Source organism: Bradyrhizobium sp. USDA 376 (assembly GCF_054063675.1).
Genome location: NZ_JBSSGN010000001.1, coordinates 7,219,616 through 7,240,202, shown reverse-complemented (window position 1 = coordinate 7,240,202; position 20,587 = coordinate 7,219,616). Strand labels below are relative to the sequence as shown.

Annotated in this window: 23 protein-coding genes; 13 read left to right on the top strand and 10 right to left on the bottom strand. The window is 65.4% G+C overall.

The annotated features are described in order from the left end of the window. Positions 1 to 84: 84 nt before the first annotated feature. From ACVJ19_RS33880 to ACVJ19_RS33860, 5 genes are all read right to left on the bottom strand, one after another. Positions 85 to 1,938, bottom strand: coding sequence for an alkaline phosphatase family protein (locus ACVJ19_RS33880; protein WP_453953430.1), 1,854 nt, complete (start codon positions 1,936 to 1,938; stop codon positions 85 to 87). 1,021 nt (positions 1,939 to 2,959) lie between these two features. Beyond that, positions 2,960 to 3,277, bottom strand: coding sequence for a response regulator transcription factor (locus ACVJ19_RS33875; protein WP_453953429.1), 318 nt, complete (start codon positions 3,275 to 3,277; stop codon positions 2,960 to 2,962). A gap of 51 nt (positions 3,278 to 3,328) precedes the next feature. Next, a complete protein-coding gene (locus ACVJ19_RS33870) occupies positions 3,329 to 4,552 on the bottom strand; it encodes an ABC transporter permease (RefSeq protein WP_453953428.1) in 1,224 nt (407 codons plus the stop codon). Beyond that, positions 4,549 to 5,271: an ABC transporter ATP-binding protein gene (locus ACVJ19_RS33865; RefSeq protein WP_453953427.1), complete on the bottom strand. Its 723-nt coding sequence runs from the start codon at positions 5,269 to 5,271 to the stop codon at positions 4,549 to 4,551. Before ACVJ19_RS33865 ends, ACVJ19_RS33870 begins: the two co-directional genes overlap by 4 nt. Beyond that, a complete protein-coding gene (locus tag ACVJ19_RS33860) occupies positions 5,268 to 6,698 on the bottom strand; it encodes an efflux RND transporter periplasmic adaptor subunit (RefSeq protein WP_453953426.1) in 1,431 nt (476 codons plus the stop codon). Before ACVJ19_RS33860 ends, ACVJ19_RS33865 begins: the two co-directional genes overlap by 4 nt. A 601-nt stretch (positions 6,699 to 7,299) precedes the next feature. Here ACVJ19_RS33860 and ACVJ19_RS33855 point away from each other — a divergent pair. From ACVJ19_RS33855 to ACVJ19_RS33830, 6 genes are all read left to right on the top strand, one after another. Further along, positions 7,300 to 7,947, top strand: a complete 648-nt coding sequence (locus tag ACVJ19_RS33855; RefSeq protein WP_453953425.1) for a response regulator transcription factor — start codon at positions 7,300 to 7,302, stop codon at positions 7,945 to 7,947. A 178-nt stretch (positions 7,948 to 8,125) separates the two neighbouring features. Next, complete coding sequence (locus ACVJ19_RS33850; RefSeq protein ID WP_453953424.1) at positions 8,126 to 8,527, top strand: curlin subunit CsgB; 402 nt, start codon at positions 8,126 to 8,128, stop codon at positions 8,525 to 8,527. A 65-nt stretch (positions 8,528 to 8,592) separates the two neighbouring features. Continuing rightward, the gene (locus ACVJ19_RS33845) at positions 8,593 to 8,985 is read left to right on the top strand and encodes a curlin (RefSeq protein WP_453953423.1); all 393 of its coding nucleotides are present in this window, start codon (positions 8,593 to 8,595) and stop codon (positions 8,983 to 8,985) included. 26 nt (positions 8,986 to 9,011) lie between these two features. After that, on the top strand, positions 9,012 to 9,422 hold the full coding sequence (locus ACVJ19_RS33840; RefSeq protein WP_453953422.1) for a curlin: 411 nt from the start codon (positions 9,012 to 9,014) through the stop codon (positions 9,420 to 9,422). Between the two features lie 63 nt (positions 9,423 to 9,485). After that, positions 9,486 to 9,929, top strand: coding sequence for a curlin (locus ACVJ19_RS33835; protein ID WP_453955264.1), 444 nt, complete (start codon positions 9,486 to 9,488; stop codon positions 9,927 to 9,929). Positions 9,930 to 9,941: 12 nt separating this feature from the next. Next, positions 9,942 to 10,226, top strand: coding sequence for a hypothetical protein (locus tag ACVJ19_RS33830; RefSeq protein ID WP_453953421.1), 285 nt, complete (start codon positions 9,942 to 9,944; stop codon positions 10,224 to 10,226). 63 nt (positions 10,227 to 10,289) lie between these two features. Here ACVJ19_RS33830 and ACVJ19_RS33825 read toward each other — a convergent pair whose 3' ends face one another. Further along, on the bottom strand, positions 10,290 to 10,574 hold the full coding sequence (locus tag ACVJ19_RS33825) for a hypothetical protein (RefSeq protein ID WP_453953420.1): 285 nt from the start codon (positions 10,572 to 10,574) through the stop codon (positions 10,290 to 10,292). 278 nt (positions 10,575 to 10,852) lie between these two features. Between ACVJ19_RS33825 and ACVJ19_RS33820 the strand changes: the two genes are divergently transcribed. Further along, on the top strand, positions 10,853 to 11,314 hold the full coding sequence (locus ACVJ19_RS33820; protein WP_453953419.1) for a hypothetical protein: 462 nt from the start codon (positions 10,853 to 10,855) through the stop codon (positions 11,312 to 11,314). Positions 11,315 to 11,326: 12 nt separating this feature from the next. Here ACVJ19_RS33820 and ACVJ19_RS33815 read toward each other — a convergent pair whose 3' ends face one another. Further along, on the bottom strand, positions 11,327 to 12,166 hold the full coding sequence (locus tag ACVJ19_RS33815) for a GNAT family N-acetyltransferase (RefSeq protein WP_453953418.1): 840 nt from the start codon (positions 12,164 to 12,166) through the stop codon (positions 11,327 to 11,329). A gap of 105 nt (positions 12,167 to 12,271) precedes the next feature. Here ACVJ19_RS33815 and ACVJ19_RS33810 point away from each other — a divergent pair, with 105 nt between their 5' ends. Together ACVJ19_RS33810 and ACVJ19_RS33805 are read left to right on the top strand one after the other, a co-directional pair. After that, positions 12,272 to 12,976 (top strand): SDR family oxidoreductase, encoded by a 705-nt coding sequence (locus tag ACVJ19_RS33810; RefSeq protein WP_453953417.1) that lies wholly within the window; start codon positions 12,272 to 12,274, stop codon positions 12,974 to 12,976. A 268-nt stretch (positions 12,977 to 13,244) separates the two neighbouring features. Beyond that, positions 13,245 to 14,081, top strand: coding sequence for an outer membrane protein (locus tag ACVJ19_RS33805; protein WP_453953416.1), 837 nt, complete (start codon positions 13,245 to 13,247; stop codon positions 14,079 to 14,081). Between the two features lie 65 nt (positions 14,082 to 14,146). On the opposite strand, the gene ACVJ19_RS33800 is transcribed toward ACVJ19_RS33805, so the two are convergent. Next, the gene (locus ACVJ19_RS33800) at positions 14,147 to 15,208 is read right to left on the bottom strand and encodes a serine hydrolase (protein ID WP_453953415.1); all 1,062 of its coding nucleotides are present in this window, start codon (positions 15,206 to 15,208) and stop codon (positions 14,147 to 14,149) included. 284 nt (positions 15,209 to 15,492) lie between these two features. On the opposite strand from ACVJ19_RS33800, the gene ACVJ19_RS33795 reads away from it, so the two are divergent. The 3 genes from ACVJ19_RS33795 to ACVJ19_RS33785 all read left to right on the top strand — a co-directional run bounded on the left by ACVJ19_RS33795 (position 15,493) and on the right by ACVJ19_RS33785 (position 17,414). Continuing rightward, entirely contained in the window at positions 15,493 to 15,879 is a 387-nt protein-coding gene (locus ACVJ19_RS33795) for an ArsR/SmtB family transcription factor (protein ID WP_453953414.1), read from the top strand. Then, complete coding sequence (locus ACVJ19_RS33790) at positions 15,876 to 16,367, top strand: SRPBCC family protein (protein WP_453953413.1); 492 nt, start codon at positions 15,876 to 15,878, stop codon at positions 16,365 to 16,367. Before ACVJ19_RS33795 ends, ACVJ19_RS33790 begins: the two co-directional genes overlap by 4 nt. A gap of 204 nt (positions 16,368 to 16,571) precedes the next feature. Next, positions 16,572 to 17,414, top strand: a complete 843-nt coding sequence (locus ACVJ19_RS33785) for a hypothetical protein (protein ID WP_453953412.1) — start codon at positions 16,572 to 16,574, stop codon at positions 17,412 to 17,414. Positions 17,415 to 17,419: 5 nt separating this feature from the next. Here ACVJ19_RS33785 and ACVJ19_RS33780 read toward each other — a convergent pair whose 3' ends face one another. After that, positions 17,420 to 18,082: a response regulator gene (locus ACVJ19_RS33780; RefSeq protein WP_453953411.1), complete on the bottom strand. Its 663-nt coding sequence runs from the start codon at positions 18,080 to 18,082 to the stop codon at positions 17,420 to 17,422. Continuing rightward, the gene (locus tag ACVJ19_RS33775) at positions 18,079 to 19,464 is read right to left on the bottom strand and encodes a histidine kinase (protein ID WP_453953410.1); all 1,386 of its coding nucleotides are present in this window, start codon (positions 19,462 to 19,464) and stop codon (positions 18,079 to 18,081) included. The genes ACVJ19_RS33780 and ACVJ19_RS33775 overlap by 4 nt, the downstream gene beginning before the upstream one ends. Before the next feature lie 190 nt (positions 19,465 to 19,654). On the opposite strand from ACVJ19_RS33775, the gene ACVJ19_RS33770 reads away from it, so the two are divergent. Further along, complete coding sequence (locus ACVJ19_RS33770; RefSeq protein ID WP_453953409.1) at positions 19,655 to 20,521, top strand: DUF2380 domain-containing protein; 867 nt, start codon at positions 19,655 to 19,657, stop codon at positions 20,519 to 20,521. Positions 20,522 to 20,587 lie beyond the last annotated feature (66 nt).

The window sequence follows — 20,587 nt, the reverse complement described above, 5'->3', positions numbered from 1 at the left end:
GGATACCGGTTCGCGTGAAGAAAACGCGTTAAAACAAAAACCAGATTGTCGCGCCCCTTGCGGGGCGCGAGCGAAGCGGCGGGGTTATTTCCCCGCCGTTTTTTGTTTGCCGGCCTCAAGCTCGAGGCCCAGCGTGCGGCCGGGGAAGCCGGCGGCGTCGAAATAGCGCTGGCTGCCGACGCGCTGGACGTTGAGCACGGTCTGAAGGCCGTTCTCGGACATCTTCGACTTCTCGACCGCCTTGTAGGCCTTCGGCACGATGCCATTGGGCAGGGCCTCCGACATCACGCGGCCGACCAGGCCGCCGTTCTGCGCGCCGCGCAGGCCCATCAGCTGTGCCGCGGTCATGCCGACGTCGGCATTGCTGACCGGCAGCTCGTCGACGAAGCCGGCTTTGAAGTCCGGACCGATGGCGGCCATGAAGTTCATGGTGTCGCCGCGGCTGAAGCTGCCATGCATGCCCTGGCCCTGGCGCAGCACGGTGTCGGCGACCTGCACCGAGCAGTTGGTCGGCGCCTCGCCGCAATCGCTGGCATAGGAGCGGAAGTTGACGACGATCGACGGCGTCGGCGTCGCCGACTTGCCGCGCAGATTGATGCTCGACAGCGGCAGGGTGCCGGGGAAGCGCCCGAGGGAGTCGTCGACGAACAGGCCCGAGACGTAGTCCTGCTCGAGCAGCGCCTTGACGGTTTTCGCCGCCAGCTTCTTGTCCTTGTTCGGCAGATAGACCAGGTCCGAGCCGCCATTGGTGGCGACGACGAGGTCGGGCTTTTCCGGATCCTTGCCGAGCACGCCGTTGCCGGCCTTGGGATGCTTGTTGCCCTCGATCTTCGCATTCTTGTCGTTGGGGTCGAACAGCGGCAGGTCGAGCGCCTTGGCAAGATCGATCGCCAAAAAGCCCATCGGCAGGAAGTCCTTCGGCGTGTCGTCATAGCTGACCTTGGCCGAGGGGCTGGTCTTGCTCTCCTTGGAGATGGTCGAGAAGCCGTGGTCGGCCGAGACGATGATGTTGGTCGAGGCGGTGAGGCCGAGCTCGTCGAGCGCCTTGCGGAGCTGGGCGAGGTTGGTGTCGGCGTTCTTGATGCCGGCCATCGAGGTCGGCCCGTTGATGCCGGGCAGGATCTGGTTGAGGCTGTCGCCGGTATTGTGCTGGCTGCCGTCGGGATCGCGCGACCAGAACACCAGCACGAACGGCTTGTTGCGCGCCTTGAACATCGGCAGCACCACCTTGGCGGCGACGTCGGCGAAATAGGCCTGCTGCGCGACATTGGCGACCGTGGTGCCCGGCGTCTTGGCATCGCCCGCCTTGGAATTGTCGCCGCGCGGCGGCGTGGCGAGGGGCAGGCCCGCCTTGGTCAGCGCCGCCTTCACCTCGTCCGACAGCGCCACGCCGTTCTTGCCGCCGGTGGAATCGTCGAACACGACCGAATGCAGACCCGGCTTCTCGGGCTTGTCGGTGTGGTCGAACTGGTAGGTCGGACCGACCTTGCCGATCGCCGCGGTGCTGAGGCCCTTGTCGCGGGCCATCTTCAAAATGGTCTCTTCGTTGAGATAGTCGCCCTTGAAATGCTCGTCGATGTCGCCGAGCACGGCGTCGTTCTCGATGAAGGGGACCACGGTGTCGCCGGCCGGCACCGAAGTGTAGTTGGTCCAGATCGTGTTGGAGAAAACGCCGGTGTCGCCGAGATAATGGCCGGTCGACATCGCCGAGCCGTTGGCCATGGTGAAGGTCGGGAAGAGCGAGTGCGGATTCTTGAAGTTGACGCCCTTGTCGCGAACCTCGGCCATCGCCGGCGTCGTCTCGGGCGTGACCTTCAGCGCGCGCAGACCGTCCGGAATGAACAGGATCAGGTTGCGGGGGGTATTGTTCTGGGCGGAAGCAAGTCCGGTGGACAGCACTGTCAGTCCGGCGGACAGCAACAGCAGTGAGCGGCGCATGGAAATCTCCTGGCGGTGAGGCGGCATGGCCGCCGACCGCGGCCCCCGGCAATCGTTTAGTTTTGCTGTATGACAGTTTTGTTACAAGAGGCTGTTTGCGCGGGGCAAGAGGGCTGGGGATGCGGCAACACCCTCGATGTCGTCCTGGCGAAAGCCAGGACCCATAGCCACCGAACTGCGTTGTCGCGACCGCTGGTGGCCAAGTCGCGCCAGGACCACGCTGACCGGGGTAATGGGTCCTGGCTTTCGCCAGGACGACGTTGTGGAGATATCTTGCTCAACCTGTCGCAACACCGTCATTGCGAGCGCAGCGAAGCAATCCAGAGTGCCTCTGCGGAGGGACTCTGGATTGCTTCGTCGCAAGGGCTCCTCGCAATGACGTGGTGGCTGCATCGCTTCTTCAATTCGCATTTGCCATTCGCAGACATACCTTCGCATCCTCGCGGCTCATTTCGCCCGAGCTTTGCTTGGCTGCCCCCAATGAAAGAGGGCGCAGGGAAGACCGGGTGCCGGCCGGGCACCCACGGTCCACTGTGCGAAAGGTGGCTACAAAGAATTTGCACAGCGGCATACAGGTGAAGCCAAACATCCGGCCTTCCCTGCGCAGTGGTTTTACGGCTTATGTCGTGATCTCCCCGGGGAGCGATGCACTATTGCCCCCGTCGCCGTGCAGATCACCGATGCGCGGGCCCGGTCGGGCCGCAGCATCACCGCAAGACTTGACGCACAGACCCCGGGCGTCAGGACCACACGATTTTGCCGTACGCTGATCACACCTGTCGCTGGCGCGACGACTTCGCTCACGGTTGCCCGCCCCGCAAAACCAATCGTGCCGATGTGACCCGCGTCCACCGCCATCCGGCCCGCGTGTGTGACGATCGCGATACGCCCCTCTTCCTTGGGCCGGAATGAGAAAATGTCTAACAAAAAACCGAATTCGAATAAAGAGAATTATTTCGATGCTGCTCTCTTGACCCCGGGCTTGGGTGTTTTGCCCGACGGGCTGCGCAAGGGGTTGTGGTTATTCCGGCGCGGTCGGCAGCCGCGGAGTCTGCGCCAGCGCCTGTGCCGGCTTGACCGTTGGCGGGCCGGCCCCGTTCCTGGTGAGATCGCGCCGCAGCGAAAGCGGGGCCGTCTTGAGCGCATAGATGATCGCGATCTGGGTCCGGTTCTGGAGGCGGTATTTGCGCATGATGTTGCCGATATGCGCCCGCACTGTGTTCTCCGAGATCTTGAGCTCGTAGGCGATGTTCTTGTTCTGCAGCCCCCGCGCGATCAGCATCATCAGCTCACGCTCGCGCGGTGTCGGTATGATCGAATCCTTCGCATCCGGGCTCATGACTGGCTCCTCCCTCGTCTTGTCGTTGATGTGGCCGCCCCCGGCATCGTCTCACTCCGTCTTGAGCGCCTCGATCGGGCTGAGCCTGGATGCCTTGTGGGCTGGATAAAACCCGAAGATGAGTCCGGTCGCGATCGAGAAGGCGAGGGCAAGGCCGATTGCCTCGCTGTCGATCGAAGTGACCCATCCGGCCATGCGGGCGACCGTCATCGAGAGCGTGATTCCGCCGGCGACGCCGATGGCGCCGCCGAGCAGGCAGAGCACGAGAGCCTCGCAGAGAAACTGCAGGCGGATGTCCCGCATCCGTCCGCCGAGCGCGCGGCGGATGCCGATCTCCCGCGTGCGCTCGGTGACGGACACGATCATCACGTTCATGATGCTGATGCCGCCGACGAGCAGCGAGACCGAGGCGATGGCGACGAGCAGGAGCGCCACGGTACGGATCGCGCCCTGCTGCGCTTCCATGGCGGCGGCCGGATCCTGGACCTTGAAGTCGTCCTCCTGGCCGGCAGGGATGCGGTGGCGCTGCCGCAGCAGGCTTTCGATCTCCGCTCGCGCGCCCGCCATCTGACCGTCCGCGGCCACCTTGGCGATGATGTAGGCAACCGAATCCCGGTTGATGTTGCTCGCGCTGCCGAGGAAGCGGAGCTTGGCCGTGCTGAGCGGCACGAAGGCGACGTCGTCCTGCGCCGGGCCCTTGCGATCGAGCACGCCGACCACTTCGAGCGGCACCTTCATGATCCTGATCTGCGCGCCGATGGGGTCGTCGCCGGCTGCGAACAGCTCGCGCGCGACGGTGCTGCCGAGGATCACGACCTTGCCGGCGCCCGACTCTTCCGCGCCGGAAAAGTAGCGCCCGGAGGCGAGCTGCCAGTCGCGCACCATGAAGTGGCCGGTGGTCGTGCCGTTGATCGTGGTGTTCCAGTTCTTGCCCTCGTGGATGACCTGCGCCGTTCCGGCAAGCGAGCCGGCGGCGGCCTGGATTTCCGGAATCTGCTCGAGGATGGCCTGCACGTCGCCCTCGGTCATCGTCAGCTTGCTACCCTCCTTGAGACGTACGCCGCCCTGATAGACCGCGCCCGGCGTGATCATCAGCACATTGGCGCCAATCGAGCGGATCTGTTCCTGCAGGCGAAGCTGCGCGCCGGAGCCGATCGCGAACACGGTCACGATGGAGGCGACGCCGATCACGATGCCGAGCATGGTGAGGAAGCTGCGCAGCGGATTGAGGCGCAGGGCGTGCAAGGCGATCTGAAACCCCTGGAGCATCGTCATGACACAGCGCTCCGTCTCGGCAGCAGCTCCGCCACGGTCTCATCGCTCACGAGCTCGCCGTCATGCAGGCGGATCGTGCGCCGGCACTGCGTCGCGATGCCGGGATCGTGCGTGATCATCACGATGGTCTGGCCGGTCCGGTTGAGGGCTGCGAACAGCGCCAGGATCTCGGCGCCGGTCCGGCTGTCGAGCGCGCCGGTCGGTTCGTCCGCGAGCACGATCAGCGGGGAGGCGATCAGCGCCCGCGCGATCGCGACGCGCTGCTGCTCGCCGCCGGAAAGCTGCCGCGGGAAGTGATGGGCCCGGTGCAGCATGCCGACAGCCTGAAGGCTCTGCTCGGCGCGCGCGAGACGCTCCTTGCGGCTGATGCCGCAATAGACCAGCGGCAGCGCGACGTTCTCGATCGCATTGTGGCGCGCGAGCAGGTTGTACGACTGGAACACGAAGCCGATGCTGCGGGCGCGCAGCGACGAGCGGCGGTCTTCCGAGAGCTCGGCGACATTGGCTCCCTCCAAATGGATCGCGCCCTCGCTCGGCAGGTCGAGCAGCCCGATCATGTTCATCAGCGTCGACTTGCCCGAGCCCGATGGTCCCATCACGGCGACGATCTCGCCCTGCGCGATGTCGAAGCTGACGTTGCGCACCGCGGTCACTGCTATTCCGTCTGTACGATAGGTCCTGGACACGGAGCGGAGGCTGATGAGGGGCAGGGCGGTCATGATCCGAACCTGATTCCGAGAAACTCCATCCCCGCCGGCCGGATCGCCTGGCCGACGGCGACCTGGCTGCCCTCGACGAGATCGCCGCTCTTGAGCGCGACCTGTTCGGTGCCGGCCGCGCCGACCGTCACCGCGATGCGCTGGAGCGCGCCGCTGGCGGTCCGCACCCACACGCCGCTGCGTGCGCCGGCCGGGTCCGGCCGCGTGCCGGACGGCTGGAACCGCAGCGCTGCGAGCGGCACTTTCAGCACGTCGTCCTGCCGCTCGATCACGATCTTCACCAGCGCCGTCATGCCGGGCAGCAGCGCGCCGTCGAGATTGGAGGTCGACAGCACGACGGTGTAGGTGACGACGTGCTGCTGGGTTTGCGGCGCCTTGCGCACCTGCCGCACCACGGCCTCGAAGCGGCGGTCGGGGTAGGCATCGACCGTGAAATGGGCGCGCTGTCCGGGGGCGATGCGCCCGATATCGGCTTCATCGACCTGCGCATGAATCTCCATGTCTTCGAGGCGGTGGGCGACGACGAAGGTGGTGCGCGCCTCGAGGCCGACCGCGAGCGTCTGGCCCTCGTTGACGAACCTGCCGACGACGACGCCGTCGATCGGCGAGCGGATCACGGTGCGGTCGAGATCGGCCTGGGCGGCGGCGAGAACGGCCGCCTTTTCCGGCACCGCCATGCGGGCCTGTTGCAGCTCGGCTTCGATGCGGCGGACATCGGCCTGCGCCCCATCCACCGAGTAGGAGTTGAGAGACATCAGGACCTCCGCCTCGCGCTCCTGGGCGAGACGCGCGGTGAACTCGGTCTGGGCGTCGTCGACCGTCGTCGTTGCGACCACGTTTTGCGACTGCAGCGCCAGCTTGCGCTGCAGAGTCTTCTGCGCCGAGCTCTTGACCGCCTGAGCGCTCTCGAGCTTGGCGGCGAGCACGTCGCGGCTGCCTTTGGCGTTCTGCAGATCGATCCTGGCGCGATCGAGCTTGGCGCGCGCGATGTCGACCAGCGAATTGGCGACCGCGAGCGAAGCCCTGGCTTCGTCGACCTTGGCCGCGAAGCTGCGTGGGTCGATCAGCGCGAGCGGCTGGTCCTTGGCGACGGTGTCGTTGAAGTCGACATAGACGCGGGCGAGCTGCCCGGACAGCTGGGAACCCACGTCGATGGTCTTGACCGGCTGCAGGGCGCCGGTGACGGTGACGGTCTGCTCGATGCTGCCGCGCTGGATCGCGGCATAGCGGAATACGGGCGCATCCGACCCGAAGGTCGACGGTTCGCGGCCGCCGGGCACGAGCAGCCGTCTGGTCTGGTCGTAGGCGTGAGCCGCCTTGTCTGCTGCGCTTCCGGCGGCGCCGGCGATGACGGTCGGCCCTGCCGTGTAGATCGCGGCGAGGCTGCATGCAGTTCCGAGCAAGGCAATTGCTGGCACAAATCGCATATCAAAACCCGCCTGGTTGAAATGGCTTCGTTGGCGGCAGGGAAAAAATGGTAAGCTCGCTATGGTTGTAAATTATCTAAGGTAGTATCGATCGTCAGTATGTCGTTCTCGTCGGGGCGACGGTCGGGTGCGCAGCACGATCCAGAAGTAAAGTCCGCGGGTGCGACCTTTCGTGATTTGCCGAAAATGCATACCCGTCGTATCGATACGGTGCGCGCGGTATCGAACTCGATAAGCTGACTGAACGTCCCGTATGATCCGGCTGACGTTGCCGGTCGCTGGCGTCCAGCCGGCACATGGGTAGCAATGCCATGACGCAGTTGGCGACGCTGCGGCCACGATACCGGATCGTCACATTCGCGATGACGCGCCTCGCCGTGGTGCCGCCTGAGGCGCGACGAGATTCCCTGCAATCACGAAGCTCGATGTGTGAACGCCTTCACTCGCTTCCGGCGAGCATTGGCCCTAAGACGTCGAACCGGCGGACGGACGCCGATTGTTCGATTCCCGCGAATTCATCCAAGCACCTTGTTGTCGCTTGCAAGAAGAATGGACGGCTCGCTGCTCGCCCATCGAGCCCCAAGCCGGGGAGTTTATTGCAATGAATTCAGGTCAAGCCACGGTTTATGTCGTTGACGACGAAGTCCAGATTCGAAATGCGATTGGAAGTCTCTGTGAGGAGACCGGTCACCAGGTGAAGCTGTTTGCGTCGACCGACGCGTTTCTCGCCGAGAGTCTTTCCGGCGGGCCCTCGTGCCTCGTGCTCGACGTTCGCTTTCCCGGGACATCGCCGACCGGTCTCGAGCTGCAGCGCCGGCTCCTCGAGAAGGGCGTGTTCATTCCGATCGTCTTCATCAGCGGCTACTCCGACGTCCGTGTTTCGGTCGAGGCGATGAAGCGCGGCGCGGTCGAGTTTCTGCCGAAGCCCTTTCGCGAGCAGGAGATCCTCGACGCGATCAGGCACGGCATCGAGCGCGATCGCAGGCGGATGGAGCGCGAGGACGCCGTGCGCGACGCCCGGCAACGCGTCGAGACGCTGACGAGCCGCGAGCGCGAGATCATGATGCTGATGGCGGAAGGGCTCGTCGCCAAGCAGATCGCGGCAAAGCTTGGCGTGAGCGAGGTGACGGCGAAGGTCCATCGCGCCCGGATGATGCGAAAGCTCGAGCTGCGCTCGCCGATCGAAGTGGTGCGGCTGATCGACAGCATGGGACGCGAAGCGGAGGCGCCGCGCGCCGGTGCGGGTTAGCCGCGCATCGTGCGGCTTGCGGGCGCTCATACCGCGCAACGTCTAGTCCGTACCGACTAGCATGAACTGCAGTCTGTCGCGCGGCACATGATCGGTTCAGAGTATTCCCACGATGTCAGTCGCATTCAGGACCGGCATCCCACCCCAGTCAGACAACTTGGCCAGAAAGGAATACTCCATGCGTAAATTGTTTTTTGCTTCCGTTGCCGTGCTCGCCCTGTCCTCCGCAGCTCACGCCGCCAACACCTCGACCACGGTGCAGGTCGGCCTCGTGAACGGTTCGAGCGTCTCGCAGCAAGGTCTCACCAACTCCACCTCGTCGACCAGCCAGCTCGGCATCGTCAACAATGCGACCACGATGCAGGGGACCAGCGCGGCCTCGCTCAACAACGCCAGCACGGTCAACCAGATCGGCGTGCAGAACAGTGCGACCACCGGCCAGGTGGCGTTCGGCAACAACGGCAGCGCGATCACCCAGAACTCGTTCGGGCCTGCCGCGCTTCAGAACAACTCCGCCGCCGTCGGCCAGCTCAGCGTGTTCGGCGTCAACGGCAGCTCCGTCTCGCAGACGGCGCACTGACCCACGTACTGTTTGGCCGGGCGCATCCGGTTGCGGTGCGTCCGGGCCATTCTGGAGGAAATGACATGCGGATCACCTATCTCGTTGCGATGGTTGCGGCGCTCGGTGCGCTGACGGCCGTCGATGCAGAGGCCGGCAACTCGGCGAGCGTGCTGCAGTTCGGCACGACCAACAACTCGTTCATCTCGCAGAGCGGGTCGACCAGCAACAGCGCCACGACGATGCAGTTCGGCGCGACCAATACGGCGACCACCTTGCAGACGGGCTCGCTGCTGACCGTCAACACCTCGGTGATCGGGCAGGGCGGCACCACCGCGACGGCGTCCAACACGGCGCTGGCCGGCCAGGTCGGCGGCTCCAATTCGAGCCTGATCGGCCAGATCGGCGCGAACAACACGGCTGGCGTCGGGCAGCTCGGAATCCTGAACGGCTCGACGATTCTCCAGCAGACCCCGTGAGCGATTCGGAAGTGGTGAGGCATGTCATGAAACATCCTTTGCGAAGCGCGGGTGCCGTGATGCTCGCTCTGTGCTCGGTCGGCGCCGGATCAGCCGGCGCCCAGACCGCCGACATCAAGACCATCGTGTCGGTCGGCGGGCCGCCGGTCGTGCTGAACCAGAACAGTCAGCTCAACATGGCGGGCGTGTTCATGGTCGGCGGCAGCACCAGCGCGACGGTGACCCAGAACGGCACCAACAATGCCACCGGCGTGCTGCAATTCGGCGGGACGAATTCGGCATCGGTCGGCCAGACCGGAACGATCAATCTTGCCTTCGTCGGCCAGGCCGGCCAGTCGGCGACCAGCCTGGTGTCGCAGCTCGGCGCGATGAATTCAGGCGCGGTGATGCAATTCAGCGCGGTCAACAACTCGACCATCGTCCAGACCGGTCCGTAAATCGCGCGCGAACTCATCGGCGTCGGGAACCAGCGGGGAAGCGCGATGCGGTATGGCAGAGATGTGTTGAAGCGAGTTGTGGCTGTTGCGGCGTTGCTGGCCGCCGTCGCTACGTCGACGCAGGCGCCGGCCGCATCCGTCCTGCGCAGCGTGACGGACCGGAACGTCAGAATCGATACGATCGTGCAATTCGGCAACGACCTTCAGCCCGTCACGATCGAGGAGAACAGCCAGATCAATATCGCCCGGGTGATCCAGTTCGGCGGGACGGGAACGGTGGATGCGACCATCATCCAGAACGGCACGCGCAACTATGCCAATGTGATCCAGGTCGGCGGCACGACCAACGTAGCGGTCGGTCAGTCCGGCCTCAGCAACACCGCCGACATCACCCAGATCGGCAATGCCACCAATGCGCTCCTGCTTCAGATCGGCGACATGAACACGGGAGCGGTGAGGCAGTTCGGACGTTTCAACTGGCTGGCGATCTTCCAGTTCGGCAGATGATGGAGGTGTGACATGAGATTGCTGCTACTCGCATCCGGAATAGGACTCATGAGCGTGATCGCGGCGGCACCGGCCGGCGCGGCCGACGGTCACACCACGGTGGTGCAGGACGAGAACGGGACCTCGGTCATCACGCAAAGCGGCGATCCGGCGCAGGCCGAAGTCAGGATCGAGAAGGAGCCCGGGCGCACCACGGTCTACCGGCGCAGCGGCGGAAACACCGCGATCGTGACCCAGGGCACCGGAAATACGCAGGACATGCTCGAGTGGCTGCGCAAGCAGTTCCAGGAGCATTGAGACAGCACTGACGCACGAAGGCCCATCGTCGCGGAAAGGACGATGGGCCTCGCTGCGGAATTTTTACCAGCTGCGATAGATGCCGGTCAGCGTGCCGTTGTTGTTGCCTTCCGGGCCGACATCGCCCTGGGTCGAACTCGGCGCCGGATGGTTGCTGCCGTTGAGCGCGCCATACGGCCCGATGGTGTCCGGATAGTACGCGCGTGGCTGCGCCGGTTCATAGGCCGGCGCCGTACGATCCCAGCCGGCGCGCGGTCCATTCCAGCCGTAGCCTTGCGCCGAGGCAGCCGTCGTGCCCGCGATGAGCGATGCCGTGATCAGGCAGAGGAGTTTTGACTTGTTCTGCATTGAAGATGCTCCTTGCTTCTGGAGGGGGCCAACGGATGCAATGGGGGAGCGTTCCGGACATATCCGGCCCGTGCGATCAACTCCGATCAACTGGTTATGAATGGCATTCCGGGGAACGAAGCGTTGAAATGGCGGCGATCCCGGGCGTTCTGCCGCAGCCTGTTCCCCGTTAATCCCGTGTCTTAACCAATAATTAATAATACGTTTGCGGCGGGCCGACGGCCCGGCCTAGCGTGTAGTGGGGAGCTATCGCGAAGCCAAACGAGTTGGTGCGTATCATGATGTCCAGATCACATGGCAGATCCCTTGCGGCGCTATTTGCCTCGCTCAGCGCGGCCGCGCTGCTCCTTAGCCCCAGCGACAGTTTTGCCAGAGCCGGCGGTGCCGCCCCGCATGGTGTGGTCGGCGCTGCCGTGCCGCCGGCCGCAGCACGTCCGCCGATCGCGCCAGGGGCGCGCTTCCACCGTCGCAACAATCCCTTCGTCTACTGGCCGGGCGGAGGCGGGTTCTTCTACGACGGTGCGACGTACAGCCAGCCCTTCGGCGATGCCGGGCAGCCGCCCTCGAACGACGTGCGCTACACCTACACCTATGACGTGCCCTGGGACTGGGCGCATCGCTTCCCGCCGAACGTGGTGCCGTCCGACCGGCCCTATGTGCCGAGCTGCCCGACCGAGCAGGTGACGGTGCCCGGCCGCGGCGGCGGCGAGCACACCGTCAACATCATGCGCTGCTACTGAGCTGCCGCGCAGCTAACCCAGCTCAAAGCTGGTCACGCCGAAGACGCGGTCGATCCGCAGCGGCGGGATTGGCCCCGTATACATTCGCGCCGTCTCGAACACCGGCTTCAGCCCGAGCGACTCCGCGAGCGCGATCGCGTCGTGGTTGACGGCGGGGACGTCGAGGAAGATTTCGCTGTTTCCCACACTTGCCAGCAAGGTCTGCGCGACCTTCTCTGCCGCGGCGCGATCGTCGGCGACGAGCGGACCAATCTTGTAGCCGCTTCGGCACGGGCGGATCACGCCCCATGCGGCCAGCTTGCCATCGCGCAGTAGCGCGCGGCCCACATGTCCGGGCGCGCTGATCCATGCGCGCAGGAAGGCGCTCCGCTTGGCGGGGAACACCGTGGCATCATCCGCTTCAACGAGCGCGAACGGGACCTTGTCGAGAGTGGCGACAGCGGCAGGTGCTGGTGGCACGGCGACGATGCCGCTGTAGCGGATGTTGGCGTAAGCAAGCTGGAAGCCGGACTTTTTGTAGTTGTCCTGCTGGGCCACGACGCCATCGAGCCCGATCACGCGGGCCCCCGCATGCGCAATCGCCGCGTTCCAGATGCGCAGGCCGTGGCCTGCGCCGCGAAGATCGGCGCGCACGATGTAGAAGCCGAGGAAGGCGAAACGGTCATCGTAATTGACGCAGGAGACGGTCGCGACCGGCTCGCCGTCGATCTCGCCGACGAGGAAGCCTTGCGCGTCGGGAACCGCGAAGCAGGCGGCATCCGACAGGCCCGGATTCCAGCCTTCGGCCGCGGCCCAGTCGATGGCGAGGGAGATCTCCTCCGGGCGCAGGTTGCGGATCTGCAATTCGCTCATGACGGATGCCTTCGGGCGATGGACCTGCCGGCAGGTCCGGCGGTAGAAGGCCCATGATAGGCCGGGCCTGCGGCCCGCCTCAACACCATCGCAAGGATAACGGTCATGGCAGCAGAGAAGGTCGCACTCGTCACCGCCGGCGGCAGCGGCATGGGGGCAGGGGCTGCGCGGCGGCTGGCGGCCGACGGCTTTCGCGTCGCGATCCTGTCGTCCTCCGGCAAGGGCGAGGCGCTGGCGGCCGAGCTCGGCGGCCTCGGCGTCACCGGCTCCAACAAGTCGAACGACGATCTGAAGCGCCTCGTGGACGGCGCGCTCGCCAAATGGGGCCGCATCGACGTGCTCGTCAACAGCGCGGGCCACGGGCCGCGCGCGCCGATCACGGAGATCACCGACGAGCAATGGCACACCGGCCTCGACACCTATCTGCTCAACGTCATCCGTCCGACCCGGCTGGTGACTCCGGCGATGCAGGCGCAGAAGGCCGGCGCCATCATCAACATCTCGACCGCCTGGGCGTTCGAGCCGAGCGCGATGTTCCCGACCTCCGCGGTGTTCCGCGCCGGCCTTGCCGCCTTCACCAAGATCTTCACCGACACCCATGCCGCCGACAACATCCGCATGAACAACGTGCTGCCGGGCTGGATCGACAGCCTGCCGCAAACCGACGCGCGCCGCGACAGCGTGCCGATGCAGCGTTACGGCAAGGTCGAGGAGATCGCCGCGACGATCTCGTTCCTGGCGTCCGACGGCGCGGCGTACATCACCGGCCAGAACATCCGCGTCGACGGCGGATTGACGCGCTCGGTCTGAAACGGCGCGCGGATTCGCATGCATCTTGTCGCGACGCGCCGCTGGTCTGCATCGCGCGTCACTGCGGCAGGTACGATGCGTGGCGCCCAGGTCACACTCGTCACACGACTTGCGCGATAAGTCACCGATTGCGTCACAGTCCCTACGAACCGCGCGACAGGCCGAGACGCGCGGGCGGTGCTCCGCCTATTCCCCATCTGCGCCGGATGGCTCCCGCCTGCGCGTATCGAGAACGCGAGATCAATCGCGTGGGGGAATGGAGACTGGAATGAACAAGTTCTTGCTTGCGGTCGCTTCGATTGTGCTCGGCACCGCATCCGCGCAGGCCGCCGACCTTGCGGCGCAATACACCAAGGCGCCCGCGATGGCGCCGGCCTATAACTGGACCGGCTTCTACGTCGGCGGCAATGTCGGCGGGCAGTGGGGCAGCGCCGACCCGACCACCTCGACCGTCTGGACGCCGACCGGCTATTTTGCCACCAGCAGCGTCCCCGCCATCGCCACGGTCGGCGCCCAGAGCGTCAACAGCTCCAGCGTCACCGGCGGCTTCACCGCCGGCTATAACTGGCAAGTCAATCATGCCGTGCTCGGCCTCGAAGGCGACATCAACTATTTCGGCTTCAAGGGTAGCGCGACCGGCTCGGGGCTCTATCCCTGCTGTGCTCCGAGCGGCTTTACCGTGTCATCATCGGTCTCGGCCGACTGGCTTGCCACCATTCGTGGCCGCATCGGTTTCCTGGCGGCTCCGACCTGGCTGCTCTATGCCACGGGCGGCGCGGCCATCTCGGAGGTGAAGGCCAATTTCAACTTCACCGACACCTTCGGCGGTGGGGCGGCCGAATCCGGAACGATCCGCGACACGCGCGTCGGCTGGACCGCAGGCGTCGGCACCGAATATGCGTTCGGCGGAGGCTGGTCGCTCAAGGCCGAATATCTCTACGTCGATCTCGGCCGCGCCACGGCGACCAGCACCAATCTGGTCGCCTTTGCCGGAACGTCGCCATTCCCGAGCAACGTCTACACCCACTCGGTCGACCTCAAGTCGAACATCGTGCGCGTTGGCGTGAACTACAAGTTCGGCGGACCCGTCGTCGCCAGATACTGAGCTTCATCCCGTTCCGAATCTGGCGTGGAAAGCCCCGGCCTGGCCGGGGCTTTCTCTTGTGAAGCTCAGCCGCCGTGCGACGCGATCAGATGCGCCAGTGCGGGAAGGATCCTGTAGCGTGCGATCTCGTGCGGATATTCGCCGCGATTGGCGAGCAGCGCGATGCCGATCCGCCGCGCCGGCACGAGGCCGAGATAGCCGGAGGCGTTGTTGAGGCCGCCCGGCTTGTCGACGACGGTGACATCGGGAAGATGCACCGTTTCCCAGGCCATCCCTTGTCCGAATTTGCTGTCGACGCGGAAGGTCTCGTGCAGCGTCATCCGCAGCGCCTCGCGCAGATGCGGGTCGACCGAGCGGCCATCGACACAGGCCGCAACGAAGGTCGAAAGATCCCGCGCTGACGAGAACATCTGGCCGGTGCCGGAGAAGTCAAAATAGCTCTGCTGTTTGCCGATTGGGCCGATCGCCATGCCCTGATCCGAATAGCCCTGGACCGCGCGCTGCATCCGGGGCGCGTCCATGATGGCGCGGTTGTCCTCGCCCCGCTCGGGCACGGAGGTCGCGGTCATGCCGAGCGGTTTGAGGATGCGCTGCTCGAAGAGGGTTGCGATCGGCGTGCGGTAGCAATTCTCGAGCACGAGCTGGAGCAGCACGTAGCCGGCATGGCTGTAAATGCGTTGCTTGCCGGGCTGCTCGCCAGCCTGCGGTTTCCAGGCGTTGAGCATCTCGATGAACTGCGGGCGCGAAAACTGCTCGTCCGGCCAGGGCGGATGGTCGGTCGGCAGCAGCAGCCCTGACGTGTGGGTGACGAGCTCGCCGACGGTGACGCGGCGGATGTAGTCGCCATCGAGCTCCGGAAGGTATTTTTGCAAGGAATCGTCGAGCCGCAGCTCGCCGCGAAGTGTCCCGAGCGCGACAAGCGTCGCCTCGAACGGCTTGCGCAGGGAGGCGAGGTTGAACAGCGTGTCCGGTGTCACCGGCCGGCGTGTCGTGTCGTCGGCAAAGCCATAGTTGAAGAACTCGACATGGCGGCCGGCATAGAGCGCGGCGGCAACGCCGCCCGGATGGTCCGGCGTCGCGGTCGGCGCGAGCTCGGCGGCGACGATGTCGCGCATCTGCGCGATCATGTCGGAATCCGCGGATGCGCGCCGCGAGCGAAGCGCGATCGCAAGAGGAATGAGCGCTGCCCGGGCGAGCGTTCGCCGGGTGATCGGGGATGAGATGACAACAGGCGGCACGTGCTCGGATGACTGATGCTGGTGCGCCCCCGACCCTGTTTTAACGGGGAGGGCGCGAGGTCCCAATTCACGATTGCGCGTTGTGGGTTCCGCGTTGTGGGCTACGGGGCGTAACTTAGCCGCTCAGCTAACAATTGTTGACACCCATCGCTCGGGGTCTTATAGTTAGCTTCATGGCTAACCAATTGAACCGACTCGATCAGATCTTCGCAGCCCTCGCCGATCCCACGCGGCGGGCGATCGTGATGCGGCTGTGCGCCGGCGAAGCCTCCGTCGGCGAGCTCGCCGATCCCTTCGACATGGCGCTGCCGAGCTTCATGAAACACATCCACGTGCTGGAGGTGAGCGGGATGATCCAGTCGGAGAAATCCGGCCGGGTGCGCACCTGCCGGCTCAGCCCGGACGCGCTTGTCGGCGCGGAAGACTGGTTGCAGCAGCAGCGCGCGATCTGGGAGGCGCGGCTCGACCGGTTCGAGGCCTATGTGATGAAGCTGAAGCAGGAGAGGGCGGCCGCCAAACGGCTGTCGCGTACAACGAAAAAGAAAGGTACCGAGTCATGACGAATTCTGCCAATCCCGCTCTGTCGCAATGGTCGCTCGACCGCGAGATCGTGATGTCGCGTGTGATCGACGCGCCGCGCGATCTGGTGTTCGAGGCATGGTCCGACCCGAAGCATCTGCCGCAATGGTTCGGACCGAAAGGCTTCAAGGTCGAGACCTTCGAGATCGACGTTCGCGTCGGCGGCGTCTGGCGCTTCAACATGATCGGTCCCGACGGCACGGTCTATCCGAACCGGATGCGCTTCCGCCGCATCGAGCGGCCGTCATTGATGGAGATGGACCACGGTGTCGATCAGGACGACGATCCCGGCATGTTCCGCTTCACCGTCACCTTTGCCGAGCAGAGCAACGGCAAGACGGTGCTGATGATGCGGCAACTGGCCTCGAGCACCGAGCAGCGCGACGGCATGATCGGCTTCGGCGCGGTCGAATATGGCTACCAGACGCTGGACAAGCTCGCGGCGTATGTTGCGGGACTGAAGAAATAGAGTCGCGGCGTTATCCGGGGGGCTCGAAGAGGCCTCCGGAACGAGCTCGAAAACGCGTGGGGAGAGCAGTCGCCTTTCGCGAATATGACAGCGCAAAGGTCAATTATGACAGTGCCATAACGCAGATTTTTGTCGCGTCTTGCTGCCATATTATGACAGAATTGCTACCGCTTGATGAAATATCGATTACGGCGGAGCGAATTCATGTTGCAGTGGCAGGCGCGGTCAAATCCCCTCGCGTGGTGGTGGGGCTCCCTGACGTTTGTTAGCGCGGCCAACATTCTCGTCTGGTTCATGCTGTATCGCGAGTTCTACCCGACGGTTGCGGATAGCGTCGGCGGCGGCTCGGACATCGGGCTGATGTTCCTGCTCTGCGCCGGCTATGTGTTCGGCTGCGCCTTCCGCTCGGTGCTGCCGCGCGCCGACGTGCAGCGCATCTGCCTGTTCGACACCTGGCTGTCGAGCGTCGTCGTCGGCCGGACGGTCGCGACCGTGGCCGAGCTCTGCTTTGTCGCGCAATGGGCGATCATCCTGCATCAGCTGGGGCAGATGACCGGCGCGGAAACCGCGGTGAACATCGCGCTCGTGATCGTGCCGATCATCATCATCGCGGAGTGCTTCTCCTGGTACGCGGTGGTGACCACCAACTTCCTCTACAACGCGATCGAGAACTCGCTGTGGGCGGTGACCTTCTTCCTCGCCGGCATCGCACTGTGCCGCCTGATGCCGGAATTCCAGGGGCCGGTGCGCTGGGCGCTGATCGCCGGCATCGTCGGCATCGCCTGCTTCCTCGCCTTTCTCGTCACCGTCGACGTGCCCATGTATCTCAGCCGCTGGCGGGCAGGGCACGTCGAGGGCAACAAATTCCTCGGCTTCCTCGAAGGCCTGCATGACGTCTCGACGCGTTGGGTGGTGACCCACGACATCGCGCACTGGAAGGGCGAGCTGACCTGGATGTTCCTGTATTTCAGTGCCGCGGTGTGGTCCAGCCTCGCGCTCTGCGCGCTCTACGCGATGGAAGGCTATCTGACGCGCTATCTGGCCTGAGTGCTTCAGGCCTCGCCGAGATCGACCTGCGTCAGCAATCCCTGGCGCAGCGCGAGGCGGACCAGCTCGATGTCGGAGCCGACGCCAAGCTTGTCCTTGATCAGGGAATGCAGGTTCGCCACCGTCTTCGGGCTGACGTGCAGCGTCTCGGCGATCTCGTCCGTCGTCCTTTCGGCGAGCAGCAGCCGCAGCACCTCGAACTCGCGCGGCGTGAGAACGTCGGCGGCCGAGCTTTCGCCGGCGAGCCGGCTCAGCGCCAGCTCGTGGTCGATGTCGGGGCTGATGGCGATCTTGCCGGCGAGCACGTCCATCACCGCACGCACCAGCGTTTCGGGCGGGCTTGTCTTGGTGACATAGCCCCTGGCGCCGGCGCGGATCGCCTGCACGGCAAAGCCCGCATTCTGGTGCATGGTGAAGACCAGGATCTTTGCGCCCTTGTCCCGCTGCCGGATGCGCCTCACCGCCTCGATGCCGCCGATGCCGGGCATGCTCAGATCCATGATGACGAGGTCCGGCGCCTCGGACTTGTACAGACGGTAGGCCTCCGCGCCGTCGGACGCCTCGGCGACGACACGCAGGCCCGGCTGCTTCTGCAGCACCGAGCGATAGCCCTCGCGAACCACGGAATGGTCATCGACCAGCAGGATGGTCGCTTCGCCCGCGCTCATGCCGCATGATCCATTGGCTGCCGATCGGTAGCTTCGAGCGGAATGACGACGCGCAGCGCGGAGCCGCCGTTCGGTCCGGCCTCGAAGCTCAGCCGGCCGCGCAGCGCCGCGACGCGCTCGCGCATGCCGAGCAGGCCCATGCCCGATTTCGCGGCGGGCTCGTTCGAGCGTCCGTCATCGTCGATCGCAAGCGCGATCTCGCCAGTGCGCATCGTCAATTCCAGGCTCACCCTGGTGGCGCCGGCATGCTTGGCGGCGTTGGTGAGCGCCTCCTGCACGATGCGGTAGAGGTTGGCGCTGACCGCGGCCGGCAGGGTCTCGAAGTCGCCGTCGAAACGGATCGAAAACCGCGTCTCGCCGCGGCTGCGCCCGTTCCAGCCCGCGACGAGGCCTTCGAGGCTGGCGACGAGTCCGAGCTCCTCGACGTCGGGCGGCCGCAGCCGGAACAGCGCACCGCGCAAGGTCTCCATCATGCCGGTTGCGGTCCGCGAAATGCCGTCGCATTCGGACAGCAGGGACGGGCAGTCCTGCGCGGCGGTCTGGCGGGCCGACGAGGCCAGCGCGCGGATGGCGGCCAGCGACTGGCCGAACTCGTCGTGCAGCTCGCGTGCGAGATGGCGGCGCTCCTCGTCCTGGAGCGCGATCAGCTTTCGGGTCAGCTCGCTGCGCTCGGCAAGTGCGGTGTCGAGGCTTTCGGCGAGGTGGTTGAAGACGTCGCGGATCGCGGAGAGCTCGGCGAGGTCGAACGGCGGCAGCCGCGTCGTGAGGTCGCCGGCGGCGATGCGTTCGAGACCGGTTCGGATCATGCGGGTCGGGCGCAGCGCGCGCGCCAGTGCCGCGTACACCAGCACGCAGAGCAGCGGCAATGCGATCGCGAGCGCCAGCATCAAGCGGCCGGCCTCGTGCCAGGCCTCCGCCGTCTGCACCGCCGGATCGACCGAGACCACGGTCTCGCCGAGCTTGGTGCCGCGCACGATCACGGGCCGCGCCGCCTCGCGGCCGGGATCGAAAAGGCTGCGATAGAAGGCAGCGAAGGCCTGCGGCGGCGGGCTCGCCGGGGCAGGCGCGCCGCTGCAGAAGCGCTGGAGCATGTCGCCGCCGGGGCCACGGAATGCCAGGCAGAGGCCAGGCGTCATTACATAGGCTGCGACGGGATCAAGGTTGGGAAAGTCCGAGCGCGGGTTCGCCACCCACTGGACCTTGCCCTGTTGCAGCTCCAGCGATTTCGCCACGATGGCGGCGATGCTGTCACTGCGCGCATGTGCGGCGCGGTCAGCCGTGACAAGGAAGTAGGCGGAGATCGCGGCGAAGCAGGCGGCCGATATGGCGGCCACGCGCAACGTCAGACGGACCTTGAGATCGAACCTCGGGCGGTTCCACATCGGCAGGCACCTGGTGCGAACGGAATTGTCGCTTCGGCATTAAACGGTAGAACGCAGGCGGCGGGAAGCGTTCCCGCCGTACCGCAGTGCAACGTCGTGAAATTTTCCCGGCGTTCCTCGGGACGGTCACGGCTGCGTGGTCTCGAGTTACCCGTCCAGATTTGCGGCTGTTCCATCCCACGAGGCGTTCATGCACCGCTCCCGGTTGATTCTCTCTGCTATTCTCCTGTTCGTCCTCTCTCATGCGCCGGCCGCTGCCGAGGCCATCGGCGTTGCCATGGACGATTTCAGCTATACCGACACGTCGGCCGAGCCGGCCAACCAGACCGCCGCCCACGAGCGGCGGCTGTCGGCGTTCATGGCGGCGCTCAGGCGGGATGTCAGTGCGGATGGCCGCTACCGGCTCACGCCATCGGCCCAGGACGGGGCGGCCTTCAAGGTCATCGGCGGCATCCAGAAGACCAGCACGCTGGTGCAATGGGCCAAGGTCGCCGTGATCGACGTCGGCGCCAAGAAGCTCGTGATGGACAAGCTCTACACCTTCCGCGGCGACAATGATGAATCATGGGAGCGCGCCGAGATCTTTGTCTCCCGCGAGGTGATGGCCGCGCTCGCGACGCCCGCGCCGGTCGCGCTGGCGGTGTTCGAGTTCGAGCTCGAGGACACGACTGCCGCGTCAATCGGCGCGTCGGCGACGTCGGATGCGTCATACCTTGCTGAAGTCACCGCCAGCGTGCGCGAGGCGCTCGGCCAGTCCGGCCGCTATCGCATCGTCGATGTCAGCGGCGAGGCGGCGAAGGTGCCGGCCTTGCGCGACTGTGGCGGCTGCGAGGCCGCGATCGCGCAAAGGTCAGGTGCGGACCAGTCGCTGATCGGCGTGGTGCGGCGGGTCAGCCGCACCGAATACACGCTGGGCTTTCTACTCCGCGATGCCACGACCGGTGCGGTGCGGGCGCGCGGCGACAGCGGCCTGCGCATGGGCGCGGACTATTCGTGGAAGCGCGGGGCGGTCCGACTCGTGAGCGACCGGCTGATCGAGAGGCAGGCACAGCCCTAGAACGTCAGCTGTTCTGGTTTCACCTCTCCCCCAGCGGGGAAAGGTCTCCGCTCATACACACGGACT

Coding starts and splice junctions, on each gene's coding strand:
- ACVJ19_RS33880 (WP_453953430.1), bottom strand. CDS start 1,938: ATGCGCCGCTCACTGCTGTTGCTGTCCGCCGGACTGACAGTGCTGTCC.
- ACVJ19_RS33875 (WP_453953429.1), bottom strand. CDS start 3,277: ATGAGCCCGGATGCGAAGGATTCGATCATACCGACACCGCGCGAGCGT.
- ACVJ19_RS33870 (WP_453953428.1), bottom strand. CDS start 4,552: ATGACGATGCTCCAGGGGTTTCAGATCGCCTTGCACGCCCTGCGCCTC.
- ACVJ19_RS33865 (WP_453953427.1), bottom strand. CDS start 5,271: ATGACCGCCCTGCCCCTCATCAGCCTCCGCTCCGTGTCCAGGACCTAT.
- ACVJ19_RS33860 (WP_453953426.1), bottom strand. CDS start 6,698: ATGCGATTTGTGCCAGCAATTGCCTTGCTCGGAACTGCATGCAGCCTC.
- ACVJ19_RS33855 (WP_453953425.1), top strand. CDS start 7,300: ATGAATTCAGGTCAAGCCACGGTTTATGTCGTTGACGACGAAGTCCAG.
- ACVJ19_RS33850 (WP_453953424.1), top strand. CDS start 8,126: ATGCGTAAATTGTTTTTTGCTTCCGTTGCCGTGCTCGCCCTGTCCTCC.
- ACVJ19_RS33845 (WP_453953423.1), top strand. CDS start 8,593: ATGCGGATCACCTATCTCGTTGCGATGGTTGCGGCGCTCGGTGCGCTG.
- ACVJ19_RS33840 (WP_453953422.1), top strand. CDS start 9,012: ATGAAACATCCTTTGCGAAGCGCGGGTGCCGTGATGCTCGCTCTGTGC.
- ACVJ19_RS33830 (WP_453953421.1), top strand. CDS start 9,942: ATGAGATTGCTGCTACTCGCATCCGGAATAGGACTCATGAGCGTGATC.
- ACVJ19_RS33825 (WP_453953420.1), bottom strand. CDS start 10,574: ATGCAGAACAAGTCAAAACTCCTCTGCCTGATCACGGCATCGCTCATC.
- ACVJ19_RS33820 (WP_453953419.1), top strand. CDS start 10,853: ATGATGTCCAGATCACATGGCAGATCCCTTGCGGCGCTATTTGCCTCG.
- ACVJ19_RS33815 (WP_453953418.1), bottom strand. CDS start 12,166: ATGAGCGAATTGCAGATCCGCAACCTGCGCCCGGAGGAGATCTCCCTC.
- ACVJ19_RS33810 (WP_453953417.1), top strand. CDS start 12,272: ATGGCAGCAGAGAAGGTCGCACTCGTCACCGCCGGCGGCAGCGGCATG.
- ACVJ19_RS33805 (WP_453953416.1), top strand. CDS start 13,245: ATGAACAAGTTCTTGCTTGCGGTCGCTTCGATTGTGCTCGGCACCGCA.
- ACVJ19_RS33800 (WP_453953415.1), bottom strand. CDS start 15,208: ATGATCGCGCAGATGCGCGACATCGTCGCCGCCGAGCTCGCGCCGACC.
- ACVJ19_RS33795 (WP_453953414.1), top strand. CDS start 15,493: ATGGCTAACCAATTGAACCGACTCGATCAGATCTTCGCAGCCCTCGCC.
- ACVJ19_RS33790 (WP_453953413.1), top strand. CDS start 15,876: ATGACGAATTCTGCCAATCCCGCTCTGTCGCAATGGTCGCTCGACCGC.
- ACVJ19_RS33785 (WP_453953412.1), top strand. CDS start 16,572: ATGTTGCAGTGGCAGGCGCGGTCAAATCCCCTCGCGTGGTGGTGGGGC.
- ACVJ19_RS33780 (WP_453953411.1), bottom strand. CDS start 18,082: ATGAGCGCGGGCGAAGCGACCATCCTGCTGGTCGATGACCATTCCGTG.
- ACVJ19_RS33775 (WP_453953410.1), bottom strand. CDS start 19,464: ATGTGGAACCGCCCGAGGTTCGATCTCAAGGTCCGTCTGACGTTGCGC.
- ACVJ19_RS33770 (WP_453953409.1), top strand. CDS start 19,655: ATGCACCGCTCCCGGTTGATTCTCTCTGCTATTCTCCTGTTCGTCCTC.